Origin of the sequence: Streptomyces sp. NPDC059718, assembly GCF_042733315.1 — a bacterium.
In the GTDB taxonomy this organism is placed as follows: Bacteria; Actinomycetota; Actinomycetes; order Streptomycetales; family Streptomycetaceae; genus Actinacidiphila.
On sequence record NZ_JBHWGA010000014.1, the window covers coordinates 158,047 to 183,334 of the forward strand.

Consider the following 25,288-nt stretch of genomic DNA (forward strand, 5'->3'; position numbering starts at 1 on the left):
CGTGTCCCGGGCGTCCCGGGCCGGAAGGCGGCCCCTAGCCGAAGGGGGTGTGGATCGAGGCCTGGCGGGCCTGTTCCTCCTGCTCGGCGCGGGTGTAGTGGCCGGTGCTGGTGTGGAGCTTGTCGCTGATGTCCTGCAGCATGCGCTTGAGGTCGAGGACCTGGTCGCCCCAGCGGACGTCCATGCTCATCAGGGAGCCCGCGGTGGCCCAGGAGCCCCCCTCGGGCGGACCCGGAGCGGTGTGCTTGTTGAGGCCGGTGACGGCGCCGAGGGTGTCCTCGTCGGCCTGGTTGTCGACGTTCTCGGTGTCACCGCGCAGTTCGACCAGCGCGTTGGCGGCCTCGTCCAGGCGCTGGGTGTCGACCTTCGTCGTTCCGGCGGACGTACCGCCGCCTCCCGGATCCGCGGGAACGGAGTTCAGCCGCATACGCGTGGCTCCGCCGCCCTGTGAACCGTCGAAGGGAGTGCTCATCCCTTTGTCCCATCCCCGTTGACTGCAATCCCGGCACGCCCACCGCGCGGCCCGCGCGGTCCCCGGAACCCGGTACCGCGCGATCGCCCTAAGCGGGGACATGCCAATGGCACCCGAACATACCGGATCACGTCCGGGGCGCACCGTGCGCCCCGCGTCCCGGACGGCACCCGCGAGCCGCGCTCGCGAACCGCGCCCCCGCCAGGGCACGTAGAGATCCTGCGGGGAGCCCCCGGGAGGGGGTGAAGCGGCACGTGGGGACCGGTAGCCTCGGTGGGTCGGCTGAAACCACCGCCCCTGGTGCTGAAGCACGGCGGGCGGTCCACGCGGGGGACACACATTGGGTGACCACTTCAAGGTCGAGGTCCAGGACCTCGACCGGCTGCTGAAGCAGTTGCACGACAGCCAGGACGACATGCGCAAGGCGCTGGGCGCGCTGAAGGACGTGGGTCCGAAGAGCACCGGCAGCGAGGCGCTGGACAACGCCTGCGACGAGTTCCACGACAGCTGGGACAACGCCATCGGGAAGATCGCGGACGGCACGCAGCAGATCGAGGAGAAGCTCAAGGCCACCAAGGACAACTACGAGGCCACGGAGCAGGCGATCCGCGACGCCATGACGCAGGGCGCGGCGCCGAAGCCCACGCCCTCCCCGTCCCCGCAGGCGCGGCCCACGGCGGGTGCGCGATGACGGCGGTGGAATACCCCTCCATAGGCTTCGACCCGGCGCCGGGGAAGCTGGAGAGCGTCGAGGACCTCACCTCCAAGCTCTCGCGGGCCGCGACGGGCCTGGACAACGCCTACACGACGCTCACCGGGATCACCAAGGGCGGCAAGACCTGGGAGGGCGAGGCGGCGAGCGCCTTCGCCGAGAAGGTCGGAGACCTGCCGCGCTACGTGGGCGACAGCCGGGACGCGCTGCGCGAGGCCTCGCTCCAGCTGTCGTCGTGGCGCTCGAAGCTGGCGGAGTACCAGCACAAGGCCCGGGAGTACGAGGCGCAGGCCAAGGCCGCCAAGGAGCGGGAGAAGGCCGGGCAGGGCACCTACGACCGCGCGACGTCCGCGTACAACCAGGCGGCCGCGGACCCTGCGCTGCGCCTGGCGGGCCAGTACTACGCGACGCAGAGCGAACTCGCCGACGCCCAGGCGAAGATCGACGCGGCGTCGAACCGGCTGAACCAGGCGGGCAAGGACCTCGACTCCGCGGGGAAGCAGCTGGAGAAGGCGCAGCAGGAGCTCGAGGACATCATCAAGCGGGCCGAGGAACTGCTGGAGCACCACCAGTCCGACGCCCGGGGCATCGCGGACCGGCTGCGCAAGGCCAACGACAAGGCGCCCGACTCGGGGTTCTTCGAGGGACTGGCGGACGCGTTCACCAAGCTGGGTCACAGCATCCAGAACTGGTGCGTCGAGCACGCCGACCTGCTCAAGCAGATCGGCGACTGGCTCAGCATCGCCTCGACGGTGATGGGCGTCCTCTCCCTGCTCACGCTCTGGTGCCCGCCGCTCTCCGGTGCCTTCGCGCTCGCGGGCGGCGCGCTGTCGCTGGGCGCCCTGGCCACGCACGGGGCGGCGAAACTGGGCGGCGCGGACGTCAGCGCGATGGACCTGATCGGTGACGGTCTGGGCGTCATCCCCATCGGCAAGCTGGGGAAGGTCGCGATGAAGGGTGTCAAGATCCCGATGAAGCTCTACAAGGTGAACGGCAGGACCATCGCCTCCATCGAGCACGTGACCAAGATCCGGGCGCTGAAGAACGCCGGCTACACGGTCGAGAAGCTGGAGGGCAAGGTCGGCCTGCTGCGGCGGGAGGCACTGCCGGGCAGCAAGATGGTCAGCGCCGAGGGCTTCGGCAACCGCATGAAGATGGCCTGGGACAACCACGTCCTGGACACCGTCGGATCCTCCGCCAAGGAGAAGGCGCTGAGCTGGGCGGTGGAGAAGTTCGCCCCGCAGAGCGTGAAGAACTCCCTCGGCGCGGCCATCCGGGCCGACGGCACGCTCGACCCCATGTCGTGGTGGGCCAAGGGACCGCAGGTCGCGCAGCAGGCTCCCGGTATCGTGACCGGCGTCTACAACATGTTCAACAATTCGGACACGCCCGCGGCCGGGAGGCTTTGATGAGCACGTCGCTCCACGAGGCGCCGGGCGTGCTCGTCGAGTTCGAGTCCCCGGACGTCTTCCACGAGATCCCGCTGCACCTGCCGCCCGACGCCCTGGACGCGCAGGTGGCCGAACTGGCCGCGCGCATCTGGCCGGGCGGCACCGACTTCCAGCGGGAGGCCACCGCCGCGGTGTACCGCGAGGTCGCCGGGTCGCTGGACGCCGACGGAGTCCTGCACGCGGCCCTCGGCCTGTTCGCCACCGAGGACGACCGGATCAGCACGGCCAACCTGCTGGTGCGCATCGAGGAGGTCGAGCCGGGCGACCCGGGGATCGCGGCGGCGGCGCTGCACGAGATGCTCTCGCTGGAGCCGCACCGGGACGTCCACCGGGTGGACCTGGAGTGCGGTCCCGCCGTGGTGTCGTTCCACGCGACGGAGGTCGACGGCGAACAGATCGCGGCCCCCTTCGCGTTCCTGCACATCGAGCTCTACGTGCCGTCGCCGTTCGCCGGCTACCTCGTCGTCTTCTCGCTGAGCACCCCGAGCCTGGCGGACCTGCCCGTGTACGTCTCGCTGATGTCCGAGATCGGGCAGAGCGTGCACTTCGCACGTGACCGCGGCGCTGGCGGCGGCGCCCCCGGGAGCCCACCGGAGCAGCCCGGCGCGGGCGGCGACGTCCGCTCCGTCTTCGGATGACACAGGACAGGACGTGATCGGATGAGTGTCGTTTCGTTCCAGGTACGGCCGCCCTCCGAACAGGAGCGCCGGCAGGCCGGGTTCAAGCTGCAGAAGGTCATCCGTCCCGGGCGGGGCGGGGAGACCGTGTACGTCGGGCACGGTGTTCCCGTCGGCGGCTCCGGGGCCGACGCGAAACCGCGGTTCGCGATGTACCGGGACCTGGCCGGACGGGAGACGCTCGGCTTCGTCGTACGGCCGGTGGGCGGGCAGTCGTCCGGCGGGCGGCTGTCGGTGCTCGGGGCGGGCGGCGAGGAACTGGGCGAGCTGGGGACCCCGGCGAAGCGGGCGCGGTGGCGGCCGCGGTGGGAGATCAGGCTGCCGGGCGGCCGGGTGCTCGCCGGGCACGGCGGGACGACGACCTCGTGGGTGGTGTTCGTGCTGCTGTCGCCGCTGTGGCTCGTCCTCAACCTGTTCTGGGCGGTCGGCGGCACCGGGGACTCCGCCTGGTCGCTGCCCGTCCGGACGGCCTGGCGGCAGGGGATCGGTTCGCCGGCGTCGCTGAAGTACTACGGGATGTCCGAGCGGTACAAGGTGCGGACGGACCGGCTGGACGTACGGGTGGCGTACGCGCAGGCCGTGGTCCACCGCTCGCACGGCACCGCGTGACCGCCCCGCCCCGCCTCGCCGTCCCGCGCAGGAACCGGCCCGGGCTGCTCGCGCAGTTCGTCCTGCAGTGGCTCTGGCTGCCGCTGTGGGCCGTCGTCGCGCTCGCCCTGGGCCTGTTCGTCGCGCTCGCGTCCGCGGGGGTCAACCCGCCGCTCGCGTGGCTCAACCCGTGGCGCGGCGCCCTCACCTGGCCCCGGTTCCGGCTCGAGTGGGCCGCCGACCCCGCCCGGTGGGACGCGTACGCGACCGAGCGGATCCGCGCCCGGATCGCCGCCGCCGAGCGCCGGCCGGCGGCCCACCGGGCGCGGGACGCCGACGGCGGGGCCGTGCTCGCCGTCAGCGTCCCCGCCCGGTCCTTCCGCGGTGCGGGCCCGGACCGTGCCGCCGCCGTCGCCGCCGCGGAGGGCTGGACGGCGGAGGTACGCGGCACGGGGCGGGAGCAGTGGAGCCCCGGCGCCCTGGACCTGCGCCGGTCGCTGCCTCAGCCCGGCAGATAGCCCACCAGAAGGTCCGCCAGCCCGCCCGGATCGGCGAGCGCCACCAGGTGCCCACCCGGCAGGACGTCCGGTTCGACGCCGAGCCGTTCCCGGGCCACCCGCTGCTGGAAGGCGGCGGGGAACAGCCGGTCGTCGCGGCCCACGACGACTCGGGTGGGCACCCGCGGCCAGGCGGGCAGGGGGAAGGGCACGCCGAACGGGGTGTCCGACTGCCGGTTCCCCTGGGCGAGGGCCTCGTCCGCCACGGGCCGCGGAAGGTCGTGGAAGAAGGTGACCAGGGGGTCGAACTCCCCGTCCACCGGACGTCCCTCGGCGAGGTCGAGGGCGCGCCGGGCCTCCGGCTCGCCGGTGGCGGACCACCAGTCCCCGGCGGTCTCGCCGGGGACCGGGACCATCGCGTTGACCAGGACGAGCAGGACGAGCCGGTCCCCCAGCCGTTCGCAGGCCAGGGGCGCGCTGAAGCCGGCCATCGACTGGGCGACCAGTACCAGCGGCGCACGGTCGCCCGCGGCGGCGACGGCCGCGTCGGCGTACTCCTGCAGGCCCGCGGAGTCGTCCGCGGTGGGCAGGTCCACCGTGACCGCCGCGTGGCCGCGGCGGCGCAGCTCCGGCACGAGCAGGTGCCAGTACCAGGTGCCGCCGCCCGCCCCGGGGACCAGGACGAAGGTCGTCTCCGTCACGTCCGTCCGCCCTCCCTTCAGGACTTCGTCAGGACGGAGGTGAAGCTGTCCAGGATGTGGTTGGCGCCGGCCTCGGCCGTGGCGCAGTGCTCCTCGGGGACCCCGGGCTGGTGGTAGACGACCTCGGTCCTGTCCCCGCGGTCGGTGAAGGTGGCGTCCATGACGACCTCGGGTGCGCCGGGGACGTCCATCGTCCACACCAGCCGCTTGTGCACCTCCACCTCGCGGTACACCCCGCTCAGCGGCATCTCGCCCTGCGGCGTGGTGATGGTGGCGCGCCAGGCGCCGCCCGGGCGGACGTCGCTGGCGACGGTGGGCAGCGGGGCGCCGAACCACTGGGCGAAGTACTCCGGCTCGGTCCACACCTTCCACACCTTGGCGAGCGGGGCGTCGAAGACCCGGGTAATGGTGATGTCGTTCATCATGCTGCCTTCCTGGTCGAGCCGGGCCACTGCGGAACGGCTCCGGGAGGTGGGACCGGCCTGGCCGGCGAAACTCATCGGTGGCGGTGTCCGACCCGTGTGGTGTGATCGGCAGGAGCGACGAGGGAGCGGAAGATGGCAGCGCAGGTACGGATCGAGCCGTGGGCGGAGGGCGACCTCGACCTGCTGCGCCGGGCGAACGTGCCGGGGATGATGCGCCACCTCGGCGGCCCCGAGACCGAGGAGCAACTGCTCGTCCGGCACGAGCGGTACCTGGCGAGCGGCCGCGAGGGCGGTGGCGGGATGTTCAGCATCGTGCTGCTGCCCGAGAGGGTCCCGGCCGGGAGCATCGGCTACTGGGAGAAGTCCTGGCGGGGCGGGACGGTGTACGAGACCGGCTGGGGCGTCCTGCCCGAGTTCCAGGGGCGCGGGGTCGCCGCGGCCGCCGGGGAGGCCGTCATCGCCCGGGCGGCGGCCGAGAAGGGCCCGCGCTTCCTGCACGCCTTCCCCAAGGTCGACAACCACCCCTCGAACGCGATCTGCCGCAAGCTCGGCTTCACGCTGGTGGAGGAGTGCGACTTCGAGTACCCGCCGGGGCACCCCATCCGCTGCAACGACTGGCGCCTGGAGCTGTACGTCCCGTGACGCCGGCCGCGGTCACCACAGGTCGCCGTCGCGCCAGTCGCAGATGAGCGGGCCGGACAGGTCGAGCGGGGCGGCCCCGGGCAGCACGAGCACGCAGTCGTCGTCCTCGGGGGTGCGGACGACACCGTCCGGCGTCAGCGCCGCGGTGGGTCCGCGCCAGGGCCGCCAGCCGCGCGCGGTGTAGAAGGCGGCGGCTCCGTCGGCGGCGGCCAGCGCCCCCAGGTCGTGGGCGCCGCGCACCAGCCGCTCCAGGGCGTCCATCAGCGCGGCGCCGTGCCCGCGCCCCCGGCGGTCGGCGCGCACGCCGACGGCCTCCACGTAACCGGCGCGCAGCGCCCGTCCGCCGTGCAGCAGGCGGCGCTGGACGAGGGCGGCGTGCCCGACGAGGCCGCCGTCCTCCCACACCAGCGCGTGCATGCCGCCGAGGGCGTGCTCCCAGTCGGCGTCGGACAGGTCGCCCCCGAAGGCGGCGTCCAGCAGCGAGCGCGCCGCGTCGAGCACGGCGGCGTCCAGGTCGGCGGTGTGGGCGACGGTGACGCGGGCCATGTCCCCATCCTGGCAGGCCCGTCCGGGTTCGGCGCCGGCTGCCACAATCGACCCATGCTGACCCTCGGGACGATCGTGCTCGGAGTGACGGACGTGCGGCGTGCCGCGGCCTTCTGGGGCGCCGCCCTCGGCTACGTGCCCCGCGACGGCGAGGTGCGGGCGGAGGACGACTGGGCGGTGCTGGTGCCCGCCGCGGGAGCGGCAGGACCCGGGATCGCGCTCGGTACGAGTGACACCCCGGTGCAGGAGCACCCCCGGGTCCACCTGGACCTGTACGCGGACGACGCCGCCGGACAGGCGGCGGAGGTGGAGCGGCTGGTCGCCCTGGGCGCCGGGCGGGTCGACTGGGACCGCTACCCTCCGGACCCGGACTTCGTCGTGCTGGCCGACCCCGAGGGCAACCGTTTCTGCGTCATCGACAAGAGCGTCGGCTGACCGCCGCCCCCGTGCGTCACAGCGGTTCCGGCCCGACCTGCGGCGGGTCCACGAAGAAGCTGTCGTGGCGGAGCAGGAACTCCCGGAACGCCGTACCCCCGCGCTGCGCCATCTCACCGGCCCGCTCGAAGTACTCCTCCCGGGGCGCGCCGGGCGAGAAATGCAGCAGCATCGACGCGGGTTCGTCGGAGTCGTTCTGGAAGGCGTGCAGTCCTCCGGGCGGCACGTGGAGGAAGTCCCCGGGACGGGCGGTGATCCAGCGCTCCCCGTCGAAGAGCTGCACCGCCCCGGAGAGGACGAAGAAGGACTCGGAGATCGAGCGGTGGAAGTGGGTGCTGGGGCCGGGGGAGCCCGGGCCCATGTCGATCCGGTACAGGCCGAAGCCGCCGTCCGTCGACGCGTGCGTGGCGAGGTAGTGGGTGCGGTTGCCCGAAGGCGCGACCACGTCCGCGGCGGTGTCGGCGGAGCGGAACAGCGCGCTGATCTCGCCCTGTTCTCCGAGGTAACGGGGCTCGGGGTAGGACATGATCGCTCGTCGCCTCCTTCGGCATCGTCCAGACAGACCGTGCCACATCTGATCGAGGAACTGCGATCAGCGCTCCGGGAAGGACGGCCGAAAGGTTGACGAAGCGTGTCCGCGTTGCCGGGGCCGCGCATCCGTGACCGCACCCGCGACCGTGGTCGCGGCGTCCCCCTGATGGCACGATGGCATGCGCACACCCGTCACCACACTCTCGACCGGGGGAACGCACCGATGAGCAAGGAGATCAGCGACGCGGACCTGATGGACGTCGCGGACGACCCCGCGCAGGCCCGCCGACTGCACAAGGCGCTCAGGACGCTCGCCGACAACCCCACCGCGGACGGCACGCTCAAGGAGATGGCGCGGGAGGTGCTCTCCGGCCGCCTCGGCATGCGCGAGGCACTGGGCTCCAGCGCCTACCTCGGCGCGATCGGCGACCGCATGGCCGAGCTGAAGCGGGCCGACGAACGGCTGACGCCCGAGGAGCGGGCCGCGCAGGAGGAGCGCGCCCGGCGCTGGTTCGAGCAGCAGGCCGAGGAGGAAGCCGGTGACGCCCGGGAGGACGAGGCGGCCGGCGGCCACCGCCCGGCCGTCGTCCGGCGCGACCCCCGGGACGTCCCGCCCGCCTACCGGCCGCCGTCCCCGCGGGACTGAACGCGGACACGCGAGCGGGGGCGGGCCGGACGGCCCGCCCCCGCTCACGTGTCCCGGCGCCGCGCGCCGGGACGGGCTCAGCTCTCCGGCAGGAAGCCGGTCTGGATGAGCTGGTTGCCGCGGCGCCGCGTGATGAACTGCGCGCGGCCCGGGGGCAGCCTGGACGCCTTGACGTTGCCGAAGACCGGGCCCTCGCCCGGGTCGCCGGAGAGCAGCACACCGGTCGCGCCCAGCTCCTTGACGCGGGTCAGGAACGGCTCGAAGGACGACCGCGACGCACCCGAGGTGCTGCGCGACAGCACGATGCGCAGACCCAGGTCACGGGCGAACGGCAGGTACTCCATCAGCACCTGCATCGGGTTGCCCATCGAGGTGGCGACCAGGTCGTAGTCGTCCACGAAGACCCAGGCGTCCGGCTCGGTGTACCAGCTGCGGTTGCGCAGCTGCTCGGGCGTGACGTCCTGGCCGGGCATCCGGCGGCTCATGGAACCGGCCAGCGACTCCATGACCTCCTGCAGCTGCGGGCCGGAGGCGCAGTACTTGTACATGTGGCTCTCCGGCACCTGGCCGAGCAGGGCCCGGCGGAAGTCGGAGACCACGAACAGCGCCTTGCCGGACTCGTAGCGCTCGCTGACCTGCTTGGCGATCAGCCGCAGCAGCGAGGACTTGCCGGACTCGCTCTCGCCGTAGATCACCATCAGCGGATCGGTCTCGAAGTCCACGAACACCGGGGAGAGCGTGAGCTCGTCCACGCCGATCGCGATGCCGCGGTCGGAGAAGTCGCCGCCCTTGGGCAGCTCGGTCGACGGCAGCATCGTCGGCAGCATCCGCACCTTCGGCGCGGTGGGACCCGACCAGTTGGCGTTGACCGTGGCCACGAACTGCGCCATGCCCTCGGAGAGGTCCTCCACGTTCGAGGAGGCGTCGACGCGGGGCAGCGCCGCCAGGTAGTCCAGCTTCTCCGGGGACAGACCGCGGCCCGGCTTGCCGACCGGCACGTTCTCGGCGCGCCTGCGGTCGAACTCGGACTCCATCGGGTCGCCGAGCCGCAGCTCCAGCCGGCTGAGGACCTGGTCCCGCAGCGCGGGCCGGATCTCGGTGTAGCGGGTGGCGGTGATGACCAGGTGGACGCCGAAGCCCAGACCGCGGGTGGCGATGTCGTTGATGACCGGGTCGAGCATCTCGTAGTCGGTCTTGAAGGTGCTCCAGCCGTCGATGACGAGGAACACGTCGCCCCACGGCTGGTCGGGGAAGTGCCCCGAGGCCCGGCGGGAGCGGAAGGTGTTCATCGAGTCGATGACGTTGGTGCGGAAGAACTCCTCGCGGGCATTGAGGATGCCGTGCACCTCGGCCACCGTACGCCGGACCTTCTCCGCGTCCAGGCGCGAGGCCACCCCGCCGACGTGCGCCAGCCCGTCCAGGGCCAGCATGCCGCCGCCGCCGAAGTCAAGTGCGTAGAACTGCACTTCCTTCGGGGTGTGGGTGAGCGCGAAGGACGCGATCAGGGTGCGCACCAGCGTCGACTTGCCGGACTGCGGGCCGCCGACGACCAGCGCGTGACCGCCGGAGCTCGACAGGTCCGCGTACATGACGTCACGGCGCTGCTCGAAGGGCTTGTCGACCAGGCCGACCGGCACCTGGAGCTTGCCGGTGGCGGTGTAGCCGTCGGCGTGCAGACCACGCTCGGCGCTCACCGTCAGCGGCGGCAGCACCTGGTCGACGCTGAACGGCTCGTCCAGCGGCGGCAGCCACACCTGGTGGGCGGGCGGCCCCTGGCCCTCCAGCCGGCCGACGATGACGTCGAGCACGGTGTCGGCCAGCGCGTCGTCCACCTGCCCGGCGCGCGGCTGTGGCTCCGGCTCGGTGACTATGCGCACGGGCACGGGCGAGGCGGTGAACAGCACGGGGGAGCGGTCGATGCGCGCCCCGCTCGCCGTCCGCGTGCCCGGCGCCCGGTAGGTGCCGGACACGTACGCGGCCTTGAACTGCACCATCGTGTCGGTGCCGTACTTCAGGATGCCCGCGCCGGGGACGTTGGGCAGGTGGTAGGCGTCGGGCACACCGATCGCGGTGCGCGACTCGGCGGCGGAGAAGGTCCGCAGACCGATGCGGTACGACAGGAAGGTGTCCAGGCCGCGCAGCTTGCCCTCCTCCAGGCGCTGCGAGGCCAGCAGCATGTGCACACCCAGCGAACGGCCGATGCGGCCGATCTGGATGAACATCTCGATGAAGTCCGGCTTGGCGGCGAGCAGCTCGGAGAACTCGTCGATGATCAGGATCAGCGAGGGCAGCGGGTCGAGCGCCGCGCCCGCCGCGCGGGCCTTCTCGTAGTCGGTGATGTTGGCGTAGTTGCCGGACTGCCGCAGCAGCTCCTGGCGGCGGGTCAGCTCACCGGTGATGGAGTCGCGCATGCGGTCCACCAGGGTGAGCTCGTCGGCCAGGTTGGTGATGACCGCCGACACGTGCGGCATCGTGCCCATGCCGGTGAAGGTCGCGCCGCCCTTGAAGTCGGCGAGCACGAAGTTGAGGGTCTCCGAGGAGTGCGTCACGGCCAGTCCCAGGACCAGCGTGCGCAGCAGCTCGGACTTGCCGGAACCGGTGGCGCCGACGCACAGGCCGTGCGGGCCCATGCCCTCCTGGGAGGCCTCCTTGACGTCCAGCATGACCGGCTCGCCGGTCTCGCCCAGGCCGATCGGCACCCGCAGCCGCTCGTGGAGGGTACGCGGCCGCCAGGTCCGCGCGACGTCCACCGACGAGGCGTCGCCGATCCCCATCAGGTCGGTGAAGTCCAGGTTCGCCAGCAGCGGTTCGTCGGCGTCCGCGGCGCCCAGCCGCATCGGCGCGAGCTGCCGCGCCAGCGACTCGGCCTGTACGGGGGACAGCACGTCGGGGACGCCGGTGAAGGTGCCGGCCCCGGCCTCCAGGTACAGCTGGTCGCGCCACACCTGGATGGACAGCGAGCCGCGCGCCTCGTCCAGCTCGCCGGGGACGACCTCCAGGATCGTGACGCCCTGCAGGCCCTCGGCGGAGGCGATCACCGAGTCCGCCGGCACGCCGCCGCCGTCCAGCACGATCACCACGTGCGGCTGGTCCAGCACCGTCTGGCCCTCGCGGTTGAAGCGCGGCCTGCCGTCCAGCTCGTCCGCCAGCAGATCCTCGACCTCACCCAGGTCGCCGCATATCAGACGGCGCGAGCCCGCGCCGTCGTGCTCCTTGTGCTGCGCGTGCGGCAGCCACTTGACCCACTCCCACTCCGACTGCGCGCCGGGCGCCGCCACGACGGCGACGACCAGGTCCTCCGGCGAGTGCAGGGAGCACAGCTGGCCCACGATGGAGCGGGTCTGCCCGTAGACGGTGTCCGGGTCCCCGGAGACCGTCACGTGGTAGAAGGAGCGCAGGCCCACCGCCAGCGGCAGGTTGTCCAGCGAACCGTGCGCCGCGATGAACTGCTGCATCGAGTGCGCGGTCAGCGGTTCCAGCTCGTCCACCGGGGCGGTCTCCGGCGCCACCAGCGGCGTCGACAGCTGCTGGGGCCCGAGGCCCACCCGCACCTGCGCGAAGTCCGGGTCGGTGAACCGGCGTTCCCACACCCGCGAGCCCTCGGCGACCAGCGCCCACAGCTGCTCGGGCGCGGGGTGCAGGTAATACTGTGCGTCGCGCTGCCTGCGGGCGGTCTTGCGCACCCCGCGGCGTATCTGCGCCAGGTACTTCAGGTAGTCCCGGCGGGCCTCCGCCATCTGCCCCGACGGCCCCTTGCGGGAGCGCACGATCTGGGCCACCACCATCGCCACGGTGGAGCCCATCATGAGCACGCCCATGACCTTCATGAACCCGCCGGAGGTCCCCGACCCCGTCGGCAGGAAGAAGAACGCCGCCGACGAACCCATGCCGAGCATCGGCAGCAGATTCATCAGCAGGCCCTGGTCCTCGCCGCGTGGCAGTTCGGGCGGGGCTTCGAGCCGTACCTCCTCATTCGGCACCTCCGGCGGGTAAACCCGCGGCGGGCGCTTGATGACGACCACGCTCACCGATGCACCAGTCCTTCACGCGAATCGCAGTTTCGGGCCGCCCCCGTGGCGACGGTCCCCCGTATGACACGTCCCGGTCGGCGCTCCGCCCCCGCACGGGGCGGGCATCGGACCACAGGCAGGTGGCGATCCTACTGGGCATGACAGTCACAGGGCACTGGGACGGGTGAGGGACAAGGGACTTGGGGTACCCGGTAGGGTGACGGATCGCGAAGCGCGGAACGGGGGTCCGACCCTGGACGGCCGCGTGGACCCGACCTCAACCCATCCATCACCGGACGAGGGGGACCACTCCAGGTGAGCACGATCTCAGCGACGGGATTCTGCAGAGTCACGGTGGCGGCGCCGAACAGCCGGATCGATGTGGCACTTCCGGAGGACGTGCCGCTCTCCGACATCCATCCCGAGATACTGCGCCTGTCGGGCCAGACACCCGACGAAGCCGCCCCCACCGGCTACAACTTGGTCCGCCGTGACGGGCGTGTCCTCGACGACACCCTGTCCCTGGCCGAACAGCGCGTCCACGACGGCGAGTTGCTGCTGCTGCGTCCGTTCGCGGACTCGCTGCCGCCCGCCGTGTTCGACGACGTCGTCGATGCCGTCGCCGCCGCGGTCCAGACCGACCGCCGCAGCTGGAACGACGGCCTCATGCGCGGCGTGGGCCTGACCGCGGGCGTCATCCTGCTCGCCCTCATGGCCTTCGTGCTCTGGTTCTCCGAGCCGGTCAAGCACGACATGCACGGCCTGCCCGGCATCCTCGCCGGCGCCGCGGGCCTGGTGCTGGTGGCGCTCGCCTCGGTGCGCGCCCGCGTGTACGACGACCGGCACTCCGCCGTCGCCCTCGGCCTCGCCTCCCTGCCGCTGCTGCTCGTCGCCGGCTCCGGGGTCATGGGCGTCGGCAGGACCGAGGGACCCGGCCGGCTGCACTTCCTCATCGGCTGCGTCGTCGTGCTCATCGCCGCCGTGCTCCTCGTGCTGATGCTGCCGCAGGGGGACTCGCCGTTCGTCGCGGCCTCCTTCACCGCCGGCGTCGGCACCGTGGCCACCTTCGTGGCGATCCTCACCGACGCCGCGCCGCGCGAGGCGGCCGCCGTCACCGCCGTCGTCATGATCGCCGTCATCGGCTTCCTGCCCGGCTGGTCCGCCCGCTTCGCCCGGCTGCCCATCGGTTTCCGCTCCCCCGACCAGGTCCAGGCCCGGCACCGCGGCGACGGCGACCGGCAGGGCGAGGAGGAGCCGGTCGACTTCGACCGGATCACCAACCAGGCCCGTCGCGGCCACGAGCTGCTGCTGGGCCTGGTCGGCGGCTGCGCGGCCGCGATCGTCGGCTCCGCCGGCGTCGTGCTCGGCTTCTCCGACAGCGCCTGGGCACAGCTGCTCGCCCTCGCCATGGGCCTGGCGACGCTGATGCGCGCCCGGCTGTTCCGCTACACCTCGCAGGTCGTGACGCTGATGGTGGCCGGTGTGATCACCATCGGGCTGCTGATCATCGGTCTCGCCCTCAACCTGCCGGCCGACGTCCTCACCGACCTGCTGCGCGGCAACCACTCCTCGCTCGACATCCGCACCGTGTGGCTGTCCGCCGCGGTGGCCCTGGGCGCCACCCTCCTGGTCGCGATCGCCCTCATCGTCCCGAGCAAGGGCGTCACCCCCTTCTGGGGCCGGATGCTCGACCTCGCCGAGGCGGCCGTGCTGCTCTCCCTGATCCCGCTCGCCCTCGCCGTCCTCGACCTGTACGCCGAGGCCCGCGGCATGACCAGCGGCTGAGCCGGTACGCCCGCAAGCCGCCCGCGGCACCGCCACCCCGGCCCCGGACATCGCACCGGGCCCGGGGTGGTACTCTGTGTAACCGATGCGTCCGCCCATGCGCGGCGCGTCATGCCTTCCGAGTCATCGCAGCTTCTCCTGTGACGCAGACCAGGGGCGCTCGGAGGCACCGACACCACAAGGAGACCGCATGTCGCTCGACGTCGCGACGAAGAAGCAGATCATCGCCGAGTTCGGCACCAAGGAGGGCGACACCGGCTCCCCCGAGGTCCAGGTAGCGCTGCTCTCGCGCCGCATCTCGGACCTGACCGAGCACCTCAAGACCCACAAGCACGACCACCACTCCCGTCGTGGTCTGCTGATCCTGGTCGGCCAGCGTCGCCGCCTGCTGCAGTACCTGGCCAAGAAGGACATCCAGCGCTTCCGTGCGCTCGTCGAGCGCCTGGGCATCCGCCGTGGCGCGGCCGGCGCCCGCTGAGACGCCGTAAAGGGAGCGGTTCCCGTCCGGGAGCCGCTCCCTTGGCGTACGTACGGGACCGCGCTGGGCGCGAGACCGGGGCCGAAGCTTTGTAGTCTGGTCCCATACACAACGCCATAGAGCATGCGGAGGGAGCGTCCTCCTAAACGCCACCAGAGCCGGTCCTCGGTAGTGGCCCCCGGGCAGCACGTACGTCCCGGTGGCTTCGATCGAAGACCGGCCCGGCGGGACGCCCCTCCACCGACGGCTCCCGGGAAGACGCCCGGGGGCACGAAAGAGGAGAATCCCCATAGTGGAGAACGAGACCCACTACGCCGAAGCCGTGATCGACAACGGCAGCTTCGGCACCCGTACGATCCGCTTCGAGACGGGCCGCCTGGCCCGTCAGGCCGCCGGCTCCGCCGTGGCCTACCTGGACGACGACACCATGGTGCTGTCGGCCACCACCGCCTCGAAGCACCCGAAGGACCAGCTCGACTTCTTCCCGCTGACGGTGGACGTCGAGGAGCGCATGTACGCGGCCGGGCGGATCCCCGGCTCCTTCTTCCGCCGTGAGGGCCGTCCCTCCGAGGACGCGATCCTCACCTGCCGCCTGATCGACCGCCCGCTGCGCCCGTCCTTCAAGAAGGGCCTGCGCAACGAGATCCAGGTCGTGGCGACGATCATGGCACTCAACCCCGACCACCTCTACGACGTGGTCGCCATCAACGCCGCCTCCTGCTCCACGCAGCTGGCCGGCCTGCCCTTCTCCGGCCCGGTCGGCGGCGTCCGCGTCGCGCTGATCCGCGGGCAGTGGGTCGCCTTCCCGACCCACAGTGAGCTGGAGGACGCCGTCTTCGACATGGTCGTTGCCGGCCGCACCCTCGAGGACGGCGACGTCGCGATCATGATGGTCGAGGCCGAGGCCACCACCAAGACGATCAAGCTCGTCGAGGACGGCGCCGAGGCGCCGACCGAGGAGGTCGTCGCGGCGGGCCTGGAGGCCTCCAAGCCCTTCATCAAGGTGCTGTGCAAGGCGCAGGCCGACCTCGCCGCGAAGGCCGCCAAGGAGACCGCCGAGTTCCCGATCTTCCTGGACTACCAGGACGACGTGTTCGAGGCGCTCGAGGCCGCCGTCGCCGACGAGCTCAAGCAGGCGCTGACCATCGCCGGCAAGCAGGCCCGCGAGGCCGAGCTGGACCGCGTCAAGGGTCTCGCCGCCGAGAAGCTGCTCCCGCAGTTCGAGGGCCGCGAGAAGGAGATCTCCGCGGCCTACCGCTCGCTGACCAAGAAGCTGGTCCGCGAGCGCGTCATCAAGGACAAGGTCCGCATCGACGGCCGCGGTGTCACCGACATCCGCACCCTGGCCGCCGAGGTCGAGGCCATCCCGCGGGTGCACGGCTCGGCCCTGTTCGAGCGCGGTGAGACCCAGATCCTGGGCGTCACCACCCTCAACATGCTCCGCATGGAGCAGCAGCTGGACACGCTCGCGCCCGAGACGCGCAAGCGCTACATGCACAACTACAACTTCCCGCCGTACTCCGTCGGCGAGACCGGCCGCGTGGGCTCCCCCAAGCGCCGTGAGATCGGCCACGGCGCGCTGGCCGAGCGGGCGATCCTCCCGGTCCTGCCGGCCCGCGAGGACTTCCCGTACGCCATCCGCCAGGTCTCCGAGGCGCTCGGCTCCAACGGCTCCACCTCGATGGGCTCGGTCTGCGCCTCCACCATGTCGCTGCTGAACGCCGGTGTGCCGCTCAAGGCCCCCGTCGCCGGCATCGCCATGGGCCTGATCTCCCAGGAGATCGACGGCGAGACCCACTACGTCACCCTCACCGACATCCTCGGTGCGGAGGACGCCTTCGGCGACATGGACTTCAAGGTCGCCGGCACCAAGCAGTTCGTCACGGCGCTGCAGCTGGACACCAAGCTCGACGGCATCCCGGCGTCGGTCCTGGCCGCGGCCCTCAAGCAGGCCCGCGACGCCCGTCTGCACATCCTCGACGTGATGATGGAGGCGATCGACACTCCGGACGAGATGTCGCCGAACGCCCCGCGCATCATCACCGTCAAGATCCCGGTGGACAAGATCGGTGAGGTCATCGGCCCCAAGGGCAAGATGATCAACCAGATCCAGGAGGACACCGGCGCCGAGATCACCATCGAGGACGACGGCACCATCTACATCGGTGCCGCCGACGGCCCGTCCGCCGAGGCCGCCCGCGCCACGATCAACGGCATCGCCAACCCGACGATGCCCGAGGTCGGCGAGCGCTACCTGGGTACGGTCGTGAAGACCACCACCTTCGGTGCCTTCGTCTCCCTGCTCCCGGGCAAGGACGGCCTGCTGCACATCTCGCAGATCCGCAAGCTGGCCGGCGGCAAGCGCGTCGAGAACGTCGAGGACGTCCTCGCCGTGGGCTCCAAGGTCCAGGTCGAGATCGCCGAGATCGACCAGCGCGGCAAGCTGTCGCTCATCCCGGTCATCGAGGGCGAAGAGACCGCGGCCGACGACAAGGCCGAGGACGCGTCCGAGAAGTGACCACCGGCTCCACACGCGTGACGGCCCGCCCCTCCACCAAGGGGCGGGCCGTCCGCACGCAGACCCTCCTGCCCGGCGCCGACGGCATCGGTACGGTCCGGCGAAGCGTCCTCCCCGGGGGACTGCGCGTCGTCACCGAGACCCTGCCGACCGTGCGCTCCGCGACCTTCGGCATCTGGGTCGGCGTCGGTTCCCGCGACGAGACCCCGGCCCTCAACGGCGCCACGCACTACCTGGAGCACCTGCTCTTCAAGGGCACCGCGCGGCGCAGCGCACTCGAGATCTCCTCGGCCATCGACGCCGTCGGCGGCGAGATGAACGCCTTCACGGCCAAGGAGTACACGTGCTACTACGCGCGTGTCCTCGACACCGACCTGCCGCTCGCCATCGACGTGGTCAGCGACATGCTGACCGGCTCCCTGATCCGCCAGGAGGACATCGACGCCGAGCGCGGTGTGGTCCTGGAGGAGATCGCGATGACCGAGGACGACCCCGGTGACCAGGTCCACGACCTGTTCGCCACCGCCATGCTGGGCGACTCCCCGCTGGGCCGCCCCGTCCTCGGCACGGTCGACACCATCAACGCCCTCACCCGGGACCAGGTCGCCCGCTTCTACCGGAAGCACTACGACCCGACCCGGCTGGTCGTCGCCGCCGCGGGCAACATCGACCACGCCACCGTCGTCCGCCAGGTCCGCAAGGCATTCGAGGACGCGGGCGCCCTCCGCGACGCCGAAGCCGTCCCGCGCCCGCCGCGCGGCGGCGCCCGCACGATCCGCGGCCAGGGCCGGGTGGAGCTGCTGGAGCGCCGCACCGAGCAGGCCCACGTCGTGCTCGGCATGCCCGGGCTGTCCCGGCACGACGACCGGCGCTGGGCGCTGGGCGTGCTCAACACGGCGCTCGGCGGCGGGATGAGCTCCCGGCTGTTCCAGGAGGTCCGCGAGAAGCGCGGCCTCGCCTACAGCGTCTACTCGTACACCTCGTCCTTCGCGGACTGCGGCCTGTTCGGCGTGTACGCCGGCTGCCAGCCGCGCCGCGTCCACGAGGTCCTGAAGATCTGCCGCGAGGAGCTCGACCAGGTCGCCGAGCACGGGCTGAGCGACGAGGAACTGCACCGCGCCATCGGTCAGTTCTCCGGCTCGACCGTGCTCAGCCTGGAGGACACCGGCGCGCTCATGAACCGGATCGGCAAGAGCGAGCTCTGCTGGGGCGAGCAGATGTCGGTGGACGCCACACTGGAGAGGATCGCCGCGGTCACCCCCGACGAGGTGCGCGCGGTCGCCCGCGACGTCCTGGGACAGCGTCCCTCGCTGGCCGTCATAGGCCCGCTGAAGGACCGGCAGGCCGCCCGCCTGCACGAGTCCGTCGTCTGAGCCTGAGCCGTACCGACCGTCTCGAACGTCTGGACCGGAGGACTGGAACGATGAGCAAGATCCGTGTGGGTGTGATCGGGGCCCGCGGCCGGATGGGCGCCGAGGCGGTCAAGGCCGTCGAGGCCGCGGACGACCTGGAGCTCGTGGCGGCGATCGGCCGCGAGGACAAGCTGGAGACCCTCGCCGAGAACGGGGCCCAGGTCGCGGTGGAACTGACCACCCCGGGCTCGGTCATGGGCAACCTCGACTTCTGCCTGCGGCACGGCATCCACGCCGTCGTCGGCACCACCGGCTGGACCGACGAGCGCCTGGACACCCTGCGCGGCTGGCTCGGCGCCGCGCCGGGCACCGGTGTGCTCATCGCGCCGAACTTCGGCATCGGGGCGGTCCTGGCCATGCGCTTCGCCCGCCAGGCGGCCCGCTTCTTCGAGTCCGCGGAGATCGTCGAACTCCACCACCCGGACAAGGTCGACGCCCCCAGCGGCACCGCCGTGCGCACCGCGCAGCTCATCGCCGACGCCCGCCGCGAGGCCGGGCTCGGCGCGCAGCCGGACGCCACCGCCACCGCCCTGGACGGCGCGCGCGGCGCCGACGTCGAGGGCGTGCCCGTGCACGCGGTGCGGCTGCGCGGTCTCGTCGCCCACCAGGAGGTGCTCTTCGGCGACGCCGGCGAGGTCCTCACCATCCGTCACGACTCCATGAACCGCGGCTCCTTCATGCCGGGCGTGCTGCTCGGCGTGCGCAGGGTCGTCTCCACGCCGGGACTCACCTTCGGCCTGGAGCACTTCATGGACCTCGACTGACCGACCGAGAGACGACAGACTGAGAGCCGGTTCGCCCACCATGCGCGCAAAGATCACCTACTTCGTCCTCGCGGCCGTCCTGGTCGTGTACTTCGTGCTGGCCGGCGCCCGCGGCGTCTGGCTGATCCAGGACGGCCGCCCGGTCACGGTGGTCCTCGGCGTGGCGGTGCTCGTGCTGCCGCTGGTCGGCGTCTGGTTCCTGGTCCGTACGACGCAGTTCGCGCGCAACGCGGACCGGCTCGCCCGGGAACTGGAGGCCGAGGGCGGCCTGCCGGAGGACGAGCTGGTGCGCACCCCGAGCGGCCGCGTCGACCGTGCCTCCGCCGACGCGGTCTTCGCCCGGCGCAAGGCCGAGACGGAGGCCGCGCCGGAGGACTGGCGGACGTGGTTCCGGCTCGCGGTCGCCTACCACGACGCCCGCGACACCCCGCGGGCACGCACGGCCATGCAGCGGGCGATCGCCCTGCGCGGAAAGGCGCCGCAGACGCCCTGAACGGGGCCCGGCCTCAGCCCGGCAGGACGGTCGTCCCGGCCTCCCCGGGGGCGCCGGTCAGCGCGCGCAGCAGGGCGTGCGGGGCGCGCCCGTCCAGCACCCTTGCGGTACGGACACCGGCGCGGACCGCGCGCAGGCAGCTCTCCATCTTCGGCACCATGCCGTCCCCGAGGGACGGCAGCATGCGTTCCAGCTCGGTGGCGGTCAGCCGGTCCAGCACCCGCTCCCGGCACGGCCAGTCCGCGTACAGCCCGGGCACGTCGGTCAGCACCACCAGGGCCTCGGCGCCCAGCGCGGCGGCGAGCGCGCCGGCGGCCGCGTCCGCGTTGACGTTGTAGACCTCGCCGTCCGTGCCGCGGCCGAGCGGCGAGACCACCGGGATGTGCCCGTGGTCCAGCAGCATGTCCACGGCGGCCGTGTTGACCTCCGTCACGTCACCGACCAGGCCGATGTCCATCAGCTCCCCGCCGACCTCGGCGTACCGGCGCACCGCGGTGAGCGTGTGCGCGTCCTCGCCGGTGAGCCCGACGGCGTACGGGCCGTGCTCGTTGAACAGCCGCACCAGGTCCCGCTGCACCTTGCCGGCGAGCACCATCCGCACCACGTCCAGCGTCTCCGGCGTGGTGACGCGCTGCCCGCCCAGGAAATGCGCGGGCACGCCCAGCCGGTCCAGCTGCGCGTTGATCTGCGGACCGCCCCCGTGCACCACCACGGCCCGCACGCCGGTCCGCCGCAGCCGCACCACGTCCTCGGCGAAGGTGCGCAGCAGCGACCCGTCGGTCATGGCGTGCCCGCCGAACTTCACGACGACGGTGCGGCCCCGCAGCGGTTCCAGCGCGGGCAGCGGCGCGGGAGCGGTGAGGAGCGTGTTCGGATGCGGCGGTGCGAGCAAGAGTCGCTCCAGGTCCTCGGCGGGCCGGGTCGGCCGGACGCTAACAGCCGCAGGCAAACCCCCGATGACGCCCGGCTGTCCCCTGTACGCCGTCTCCCGCCGCCCGTGTTGCCTCCCGGACGGGCGGGGCCTCGTCGCCCCCCTCGTCGACCGCCCGCCGAGACCTCAGCGGCTCAGCTCGGAGGCCCAGCCCTCTATGGCGTCGGCCGCCTGGTCGAAGGCCTCCGTACGGCCGAGGAAGTCCGCGTTGTGGTCGGTGAGCAGCGGTCGCAGCCGCTGGCCGTCCGCCCGCGTGACGACCAGGGCCTGGCCCTGGACGGTCCGGGGCAGCCCCAGCCACTTCACCGGCTGCTGGGCCGTACGGACGGCCCCGACCCGGTTCCAGGGCAGCGTCGTGGTGTAGAAGAGCCCCACCTGCCGCAGCCCGCGCGTGCTCACCCAGAACCCCACGCGCAGCAGACGCAGCGCGCAGACGATGGCCAGCACGGCGGCGACGACCGTCGCGGCGACACCGGGCCCGTTGCCCGCGAGCCCCATGATCACTCCCGCGATGAGCAGGTACGAGGCGAGCACCAGCAGCATCGCCGCCGTGGCGACCCGCCAGGGCCCCGGGCGGTAGGGACGGATCCACCCGTCCTGGACCCGGTGCGGAAGGGCGGCGTCCGCGGCGTACTCGTCGTGGCCGCTGTCGGCGGCGAGGAAGGGCAGAGACACATCGGTGAGGCTAGCGGGCCCCGCCGGGACCGGCCAGCAGTGGTCCGCCGGTCGTCTGCCTTGCTCCGCTTTGCGGGGGGTGGGGCCGGGTTCGACGGGTGTCGGGCGATGTCGGAGCGGGCGCATAGGCTGGGCGCCGCCCCAAGCTCCATGAGGAAGGACGCCCGGTGACCGACATCTCCGCCGACGATTGCGTGCAGTTCCGCGACGACGTGACCGTCGAGCTCGTCAAGCACAGCGCCGCCGACTCCGACGTGCTGTGGGCCGCCCGGGTCTCCACGGCCGGCGAGCAGTCCCTGGCGGAGCTGACGAAGGACCCCGAGCGCTCCAAGGGCCTGATCAACTACCTCATGCGGGACCGCCACGGCAGCCCCTTCGAGCACAACTCCATGACCTTCTTCATCAGCGCCCCGATCTTCGTCTTCCGCGAGTTCATGCGCCACCGCGTCGGATGGTCGTACAACGAGGAATCCGGCCGGTACCGCGAGCTGCAGCCGGTCTTCTACGTGCCGTCCACGGAGCGCAAGCTGGTGCAGCAGGGCCGCCCCGGGAAGTACGAGTTCGTGCACGGGTCCCCGGAGCAGCACCAGGCCGCCGTGGACGCCATGGAGGCCTCCTACCGGCATTCCTACGAGGCCTACCAGAAGATGCTGGCGGCCGGCGTCGCCCGCGAGGTCGCCCGGGCCACCCTGCCGGTCGGCCTGTTCTCGTCGATGTACGCCACCTGCAACGCCCGCTCGCTGATGCACTTCCTCGGCCTGCGCACCCAGCACGAGCTCGCCAAGGTCCCGTCCTTCCCGCAGCGGGAGATCGAGATGGTCGGGGAGCGGATGGAAGCCGAATGGGCGAAGCTCATGCCGCTCACCCACGCCGCCTTCAACGCCAACGGCCGGGTCGCTCCATAGCAGGTCACCACTCATCCGGAATCTTCCGATTGCCGGGTTTCATGCAATTCGTCTAGTCTTCAGAAACGGATTCCGGTGCTGCTTGAACCCCCGAGCAGGCAGCGCCGGAGTCCTCATCGCAGGTCCCGAGGGGGAGTCCCGGCACCGGCACCGAGTAGCGTTGGACTCATGGCTCCGACCTCCACTCCGCGGACCCCCTTCGGGCGGGTCCTGACCGCAATGGTCACGCCGTTCACCGCGGACGGCGCCCTCGACCTCGACGGCGCGCAGCAGCTCGCCGCCCACCTCGTCGAGGCAGGCAACGACGGCCTGGTCGTCAACGGCACCACCGGTGAGTCGCCGACCACCAGCGACGTGGAGAAAGAGCAGCTCGTCCGGGCCGTACTGGAGGCGGTGGGCGACCGCGCCTTCGTCGTCGCCGGCGTCGGCACCAACGACACCCACCACACCGTCGAGCTGGCCCGCCAGGCGGAGCGCGCCGGCGCCCACGGCCTGCTCACGGTGACGCCGTACTACAACAAGCCCCCGCAGGAGGGCCTGTACCGGCACTTCACCGCCGTCGCGGACGCCACCGGTCTGCCGGTGATGCTCTACGACATCCCCGGCCGCAGCAGCGTCCCGATCGAGACCGAGACCCTCGTCCGGCTCGCCGAGCACCCCCGGATCGTCGCCAACAAGGACGCCAAGGGCGACCTCGCCGCCGCGAGCTGGGCCATCAGCCGCAGCGGCCTCGCCTGGTACTCCGGCGACGACATGCTCAACCTGCCGCTGCTCTCCGTCGGCGCCGCAGGCTTCGTCTCCGTCGTGGGACATCTGGTCAGCCCTGAGCTGCGGGCCCTCCTCGAGGCGTATCTCTCGGGTGACATCCACAAGGCGGCCGAGATCCACCAGAAGCTGCTCCCGGTCTTCACCGGCGTCTTCCGCACCCAGGGCGTCATCACCACCAAGGCCGCCCTGGCCCTGCAGGGGCTGCCCGGCGGCCCGCTCCGGCTCCCGCTCGTGGAGCTCGGCGAGGCCGCGACGGCACAGCTGAAGCAGGATCTCGCCGCCGGCGGGGTACAGCTGTAACCAAAGACTTAAGAACTGAATATCGCTCCATGAGGACAACGCAACAGAAAGCACGCTGTCATGCGCGCACGGTGTCCCCGGGTGTCCGCCCGGGGCCTGTGGCGTGCGTGGTGAGGAGATACTTTGAGCCATCCGCACCCTGAGCTCGGCCCGCCCCCCGTGCTGCCCGAAGGGGGTTTGCGCATCACCCCGCTCGGCGGTCTCGGCGAGATCGGCCGCAACATGACGGTCTTCGAGTACGGAGGCCGGTTGCTGATCGTCGACTGCGGGGTGCTCTTCCCGGAGGAGGAGCAGCCCGGAGTCGACCTGATCCTGCCGGACTTCACGTCCATCCGTGACCGCCTGGACGACGTCGTCGGCATCGTCCTCACCCACGGCCACGAGGACCACATCGGCGCCGTCCCCTTCCTCCTGCGGGAGAAGGACGACATCCCGCTGATCGGATCGAAGCTGACCCTGGCCCTCATCGAGGCCAAGCTCGCCGAGCACCGCATCCGCCCCTACACCCTCGAGGTCGCCGAGGGGCAGCGCGAGCGCATCGGGCCCTTCGACTGCGAGTTCGTGGCGGTCAACCACTCCATCCCCGACGCCCTCGCGGTCGCCATCCGCACCCCGGCCGGCATGGTCGTGCACACCGGCGACTTCAAGATGGACCAGCTGCCGCTCGACGGCCGGCTCACCGACCTGCACGCCTTCGCGCGCCTGTCGGAGGAGGGCATCGACCTGCTGCTCTCCGACTCCACCAACGCGGAGGTGCCCGGCTTCATCCCGCACGAGCGGGACATCCTGCCGGTGCTGCGACAGGTCTTCGCCAAGGCCGAGAAGCGGATCATCGTGGCCAGCTTCGCCAGCCACGTCCACCGCATCCAGCAGGTCCTGGACGCGGCCCACGAGCGCGGCCGCAAGGTCGCCTTCATCGGCCGCTCCATGGTCCGCAACATGGGCATCGCCCGTGACCTGGGCTACCTGCGGGTCCCACCGGGTCTCATCGTGGAGGTCAAGACGCTTGACGACCTCCCCGACGAGAAGATCGTCCTGGTGTGCACCGGCTCCCAGGGCGAACCCATGGCGGCCCTGTCCCGGATGGCCAACCGCGACCACCAGATCCGCATCGTCGAGGGCGACACGGTGGTCCTGGCCTCCTCGCTCATCCCCGGCAACGAGAACGCGGTCTACCGCGTGATCAACGGCCTCACCCGCTGGGGCGCCAACGTCGTGCACAAGGGCAACGCCAAGGTGCACGTCTCCGGCCACGCCTCCGCCGGTGAACTGGTGTACTTCTACAACATCTGCAAGCCGCGGAACCTCATGCCGGTCCACGGCGAATGGCGGCACCTGCGTGCCAACGCCGAACTCGGCCAGGCCACCGGCATCCCGAAGCAGCGCTGCGTCCTCGCAGAGGACGGCGTGGTCGTCGACCTCGTCGACGGCGTCGCCAAGGTCACCGGCAAGGTCCAGGCGGGCTACGTCTACGTGGACGGCCTCTCGGTCGGTGACATCACCGAGGCCTCCCTCAAGGACCGCCGCATCCTCGGCGAGGAGGGCATCGTCTCGGTGTTCATCGTCGTCGACAGCACCACCGGCAAGGTCGTGGGCGGCCCGTTCGTCCAGGCCCGCGGTTCCGGGATCGACGACGCGGCCTTCAACGAGGTACTCCCCAAGGTCGAGGAGTCCCTCGCCCGCGCCGCCTCCGACGGCGTCGCCGAGGTCCGTCAGTTGCAGCAGCTCATCCGCCGCGCCATCGGCAAGTGGGTCTCCGACAACTACCGCCGGCGCCCGATGATCCTCCCTGTGGTCGTGGAGGTCTGACGCACCACCAGGAGCGGGGCACCCCGATTTGCATCGGGGTCCCCCGCTCCAGTACGTTGTCACAACCCCCGCGACGAGAACGCCACGGAGACGTGCGTGCTCAGATCGGTGCGGTAA

25 protein-coding genes are annotated in these 25,288 nt (G+C 71.7%); 17 read left to right on the forward strand and 8 right to left on the reverse strand.

Translation table 11 applies throughout. From position 1 onward, the window contains the following. Positions 1–34: 34 nt before the first annotated feature. A complete protein-coding gene (locus ACFV3E_RS18295) occupies positions 35–472 on the reverse strand; it encodes a hypothetical protein (protein ID WP_500365877.1) in 438 nt (145 codons plus the stop codon). 340 nt (positions 473–812) lie between these two features. Between ACFV3E_RS18295 and ACFV3E_RS18300 the strand changes: the two genes are divergently transcribed. From ACFV3E_RS18300 to ACFV3E_RS18320, 5 genes are read left to right on the forward strand one after another with little or no spacing between them, the layout of a single operon-like run. Next, positions 813–1,163 (forward strand): WXG100 family type VII secretion target, encoded by a 351-nt coding sequence (locus ACFV3E_RS18300; protein ID WP_499514332.1) that lies wholly within the window; start codon positions 813–815, stop codon positions 1,161–1,163. Continuing rightward, on the forward strand, positions 1,160–2,593 hold the full coding sequence (locus ACFV3E_RS18305; RefSeq protein WP_500535543.1) for a putative T7SS-secreted protein: 1,434 nt from the start codon (positions 1,160–1,162) through the stop codon (positions 2,591–2,593). The genes ACFV3E_RS18300 and ACFV3E_RS18305 overlap by 4 nt, the downstream gene beginning before the upstream one ends. Then, complete coding sequence (locus tag ACFV3E_RS18310; RefSeq protein ID WP_500535544.1) at positions 2,593–3,273, forward strand: hypothetical protein; 681 nt, start codon at positions 2,593–2,595, stop codon at positions 3,271–3,273. The genes ACFV3E_RS18305 and ACFV3E_RS18310 overlap by 1 nt, the downstream gene beginning before the upstream one ends. Before the next feature lie 21 nt (positions 3,274–3,294). Continuing rightward, entirely contained in the window at positions 3,295–3,921 is a 627-nt protein-coding gene (locus ACFV3E_RS18315; RefSeq protein WP_500535545.1) for a hypothetical protein, read from the forward strand. Then, a complete protein-coding gene (locus ACFV3E_RS18320) occupies positions 3,918–4,418 on the forward strand; it encodes a hypothetical protein (protein WP_500535546.1) in 501 nt (166 codons plus the stop codon). Before ACFV3E_RS18315 ends, ACFV3E_RS18320 begins: the two co-directional genes overlap by 4 nt. Here the strand turns inward: ACFV3E_RS18320 and ACFV3E_RS18325 are convergent. Continuing rightward, complete coding sequence (locus tag ACFV3E_RS18325) at positions 4,403–5,098, reverse strand: alpha/beta fold hydrolase (RefSeq protein WP_500535547.1); 696 nt, start codon at positions 5,096–5,098, stop codon at positions 4,403–4,405. The two genes, ACFV3E_RS18320 and ACFV3E_RS18325, sit on opposite strands and share 16 nt — an antisense overlap. A gap of 17 nt (positions 5,099–5,115) precedes the next feature. Then, entirely contained in the window at positions 5,116–5,598 is a 483-nt protein-coding gene (locus ACFV3E_RS18330) for an SRPBCC family protein (protein ID WP_500535548.1), read from the reverse strand. Positions 5,599–5,655: 57 nt separating this feature from the next. Between ACFV3E_RS18330 and ACFV3E_RS18335 the strand changes: the two genes are divergently transcribed. Further along, on the forward strand, positions 5,656–6,165 hold the full coding sequence (locus ACFV3E_RS18335) for a GNAT family N-acetyltransferase (protein ID WP_500535549.1): 510 nt from the start codon (positions 5,656–5,658) through the stop codon (positions 6,163–6,165). A gap of 12 nt (positions 6,166–6,177) precedes the next feature. On the opposite strand, the gene ACFV3E_RS18340 is transcribed toward ACFV3E_RS18335, so the two are convergent. Further along, positions 6,178–6,711 (reverse strand): GNAT family N-acetyltransferase, encoded by a 534-nt coding sequence (locus ACFV3E_RS18340; RefSeq protein ID WP_500535550.1) that lies wholly within the window; start codon positions 6,709–6,711, stop codon positions 6,178–6,180. A gap of 54 nt (positions 6,712–6,765) precedes the next feature. Between ACFV3E_RS18340 and ACFV3E_RS18345 the strand changes: the two genes are divergently transcribed. Beyond that, the gene (locus ACFV3E_RS18345; RefSeq protein WP_500365861.1) at positions 6,766–7,146 is read left to right on the forward strand and encodes a VOC family protein; all 381 of its coding nucleotides are present in this window, start codon (positions 6,766–6,768) and stop codon (positions 7,144–7,146) included. A gap of 16 nt (positions 7,147–7,162) precedes the next feature. On the opposite strand, the gene ACFV3E_RS18350 is transcribed toward ACFV3E_RS18345, so the two are convergent. After that, positions 7,163–7,672 (reverse strand): cupin domain-containing protein, encoded by a 510-nt coding sequence (locus ACFV3E_RS18350; RefSeq protein WP_500535551.1) that lies wholly within the window; start codon positions 7,670–7,672, stop codon positions 7,163–7,165. 228 nt (positions 7,673–7,900) lie between these two features. On the opposite strand from ACFV3E_RS18350, the gene ACFV3E_RS18355 reads away from it, so the two are divergent. After that, on the forward strand, positions 7,901–8,323 hold the full coding sequence (locus tag ACFV3E_RS18355) for a hypothetical protein (protein ID WP_500535552.1): 423 nt from the start codon (positions 7,901–7,903) through the stop codon (positions 8,321–8,323). Positions 8,324–8,400: 77 nt separating this feature from the next. Here the strand turns inward: ACFV3E_RS18355 and eccCa are convergent, their stop codons facing one another. Next, positions 8,401–12,351, reverse strand: a complete 3,951-nt coding sequence (gene eccCa, locus ACFV3E_RS18360) for a type VII secretion protein EccCa (protein WP_500535553.1) — start codon at positions 12,349–12,351, stop codon at positions 8,401–8,403. A gap of 297 nt (positions 12,352–12,648) precedes the next feature. On the opposite strand from eccCa, the gene eccD reads away from it, so the two are divergent. From eccD to ACFV3E_RS18390, 6 genes are all read left to right on the forward strand, one after another. Then, entirely contained in the window at positions 12,649–14,118 is a 1,470-nt protein-coding gene (eccD, locus tag ACFV3E_RS18365; protein WP_500535554.1) for a type VII secretion integral membrane protein EccD, read from the forward strand. Between the two features lie 190 nt (positions 14,119–14,308). Beyond that, positions 14,309–14,596, forward strand: a complete 288-nt coding sequence (rpsO, locus tag ACFV3E_RS18370; RefSeq protein ID WP_361804583.1) for a 30S ribosomal protein S15 — start codon at positions 14,309–14,311, stop codon at positions 14,594–14,596. Between the two features lie 292 nt (positions 14,597–14,888). After that, positions 14,889–17,114, forward strand: coding sequence for a polyribonucleotide nucleotidyltransferase (locus ACFV3E_RS18375; RefSeq protein WP_500365853.1), 2,226 nt, complete (start codon positions 14,889–14,891; stop codon positions 17,112–17,114). Next, positions 17,111–18,487 (forward strand): M16 family metallopeptidase, encoded by a 1,377-nt coding sequence (locus ACFV3E_RS18380; protein ID WP_500535555.1) that lies wholly within the window; start codon positions 17,111–17,113, stop codon positions 18,485–18,487. The genes ACFV3E_RS18375 and ACFV3E_RS18380 overlap by 4 nt, the downstream gene beginning before the upstream one ends. A 50-nt stretch (positions 18,488–18,537) precedes the next feature. Next, entirely contained in the window at positions 18,538–19,290 is a 753-nt protein-coding gene (dapB, locus tag ACFV3E_RS18385) for a 4-hydroxy-tetrahydrodipicolinate reductase (RefSeq protein ID WP_500365850.1), read from the forward strand. 40 nt (positions 19,291–19,330) lie between these two features. After that, positions 19,331–19,783 (forward strand): hypothetical protein, encoded by a 453-nt coding sequence (locus ACFV3E_RS18390; RefSeq protein WP_500535556.1) that lies wholly within the window; start codon positions 19,331–19,333, stop codon positions 19,781–19,783. Positions 19,784–19,796: 13 nt separating this feature from the next. Here the strand turns inward: ACFV3E_RS18390 and argB are convergent, their stop codons facing one another. Beyond that, positions 19,797–20,675, reverse strand: a complete 879-nt coding sequence (gene argB / locus ACFV3E_RS18395) for an acetylglutamate kinase (RefSeq protein ID WP_500535557.1) — start codon at positions 20,673–20,675, stop codon at positions 19,797–19,799. Positions 20,676–20,840: 165 nt separating this feature from the next. Further along, positions 20,841–21,389: an SCO5741 family PH domain-containing membrane protein gene (locus tag ACFV3E_RS18400; RefSeq protein WP_500535558.1), complete on the reverse strand. Its 549-nt coding sequence runs from the start codon at positions 21,387–21,389 to the stop codon at positions 20,841–20,843. A gap of 167 nt (positions 21,390–21,556) precedes the next feature. On the opposite strand from ACFV3E_RS18400, the gene thyX reads away from it, so the two are divergent. From thyX to ACFV3E_RS18415, 3 genes are all read left to right on the forward strand, one after another. Beyond that, complete coding sequence (gene thyX / locus ACFV3E_RS18405) at positions 21,557–22,294, forward strand: FAD-dependent thymidylate synthase (protein WP_500535559.1); 738 nt, start codon at positions 21,557–21,559, stop codon at positions 22,292–22,294. A 168-nt stretch (positions 22,295–22,462) separates the two neighbouring features. Then, positions 22,463–23,362, forward strand: a complete 900-nt coding sequence (dapA, locus tag ACFV3E_RS18410; protein WP_500535560.1) for a 4-hydroxy-tetrahydrodipicolinate synthase — start codon at positions 22,463–22,465, stop codon at positions 23,360–23,362. 123 nt (positions 23,363–23,485) lie between these two features. Beyond that, positions 23,486–25,171 (forward strand): ribonuclease J, encoded by a 1,686-nt coding sequence (locus ACFV3E_RS18415; protein WP_500535561.1) that lies wholly within the window; start codon positions 23,486–23,488, stop codon positions 25,169–25,171. The last annotated feature ends 117 nt before the right edge of the window (positions 25,172–25,288 follow it).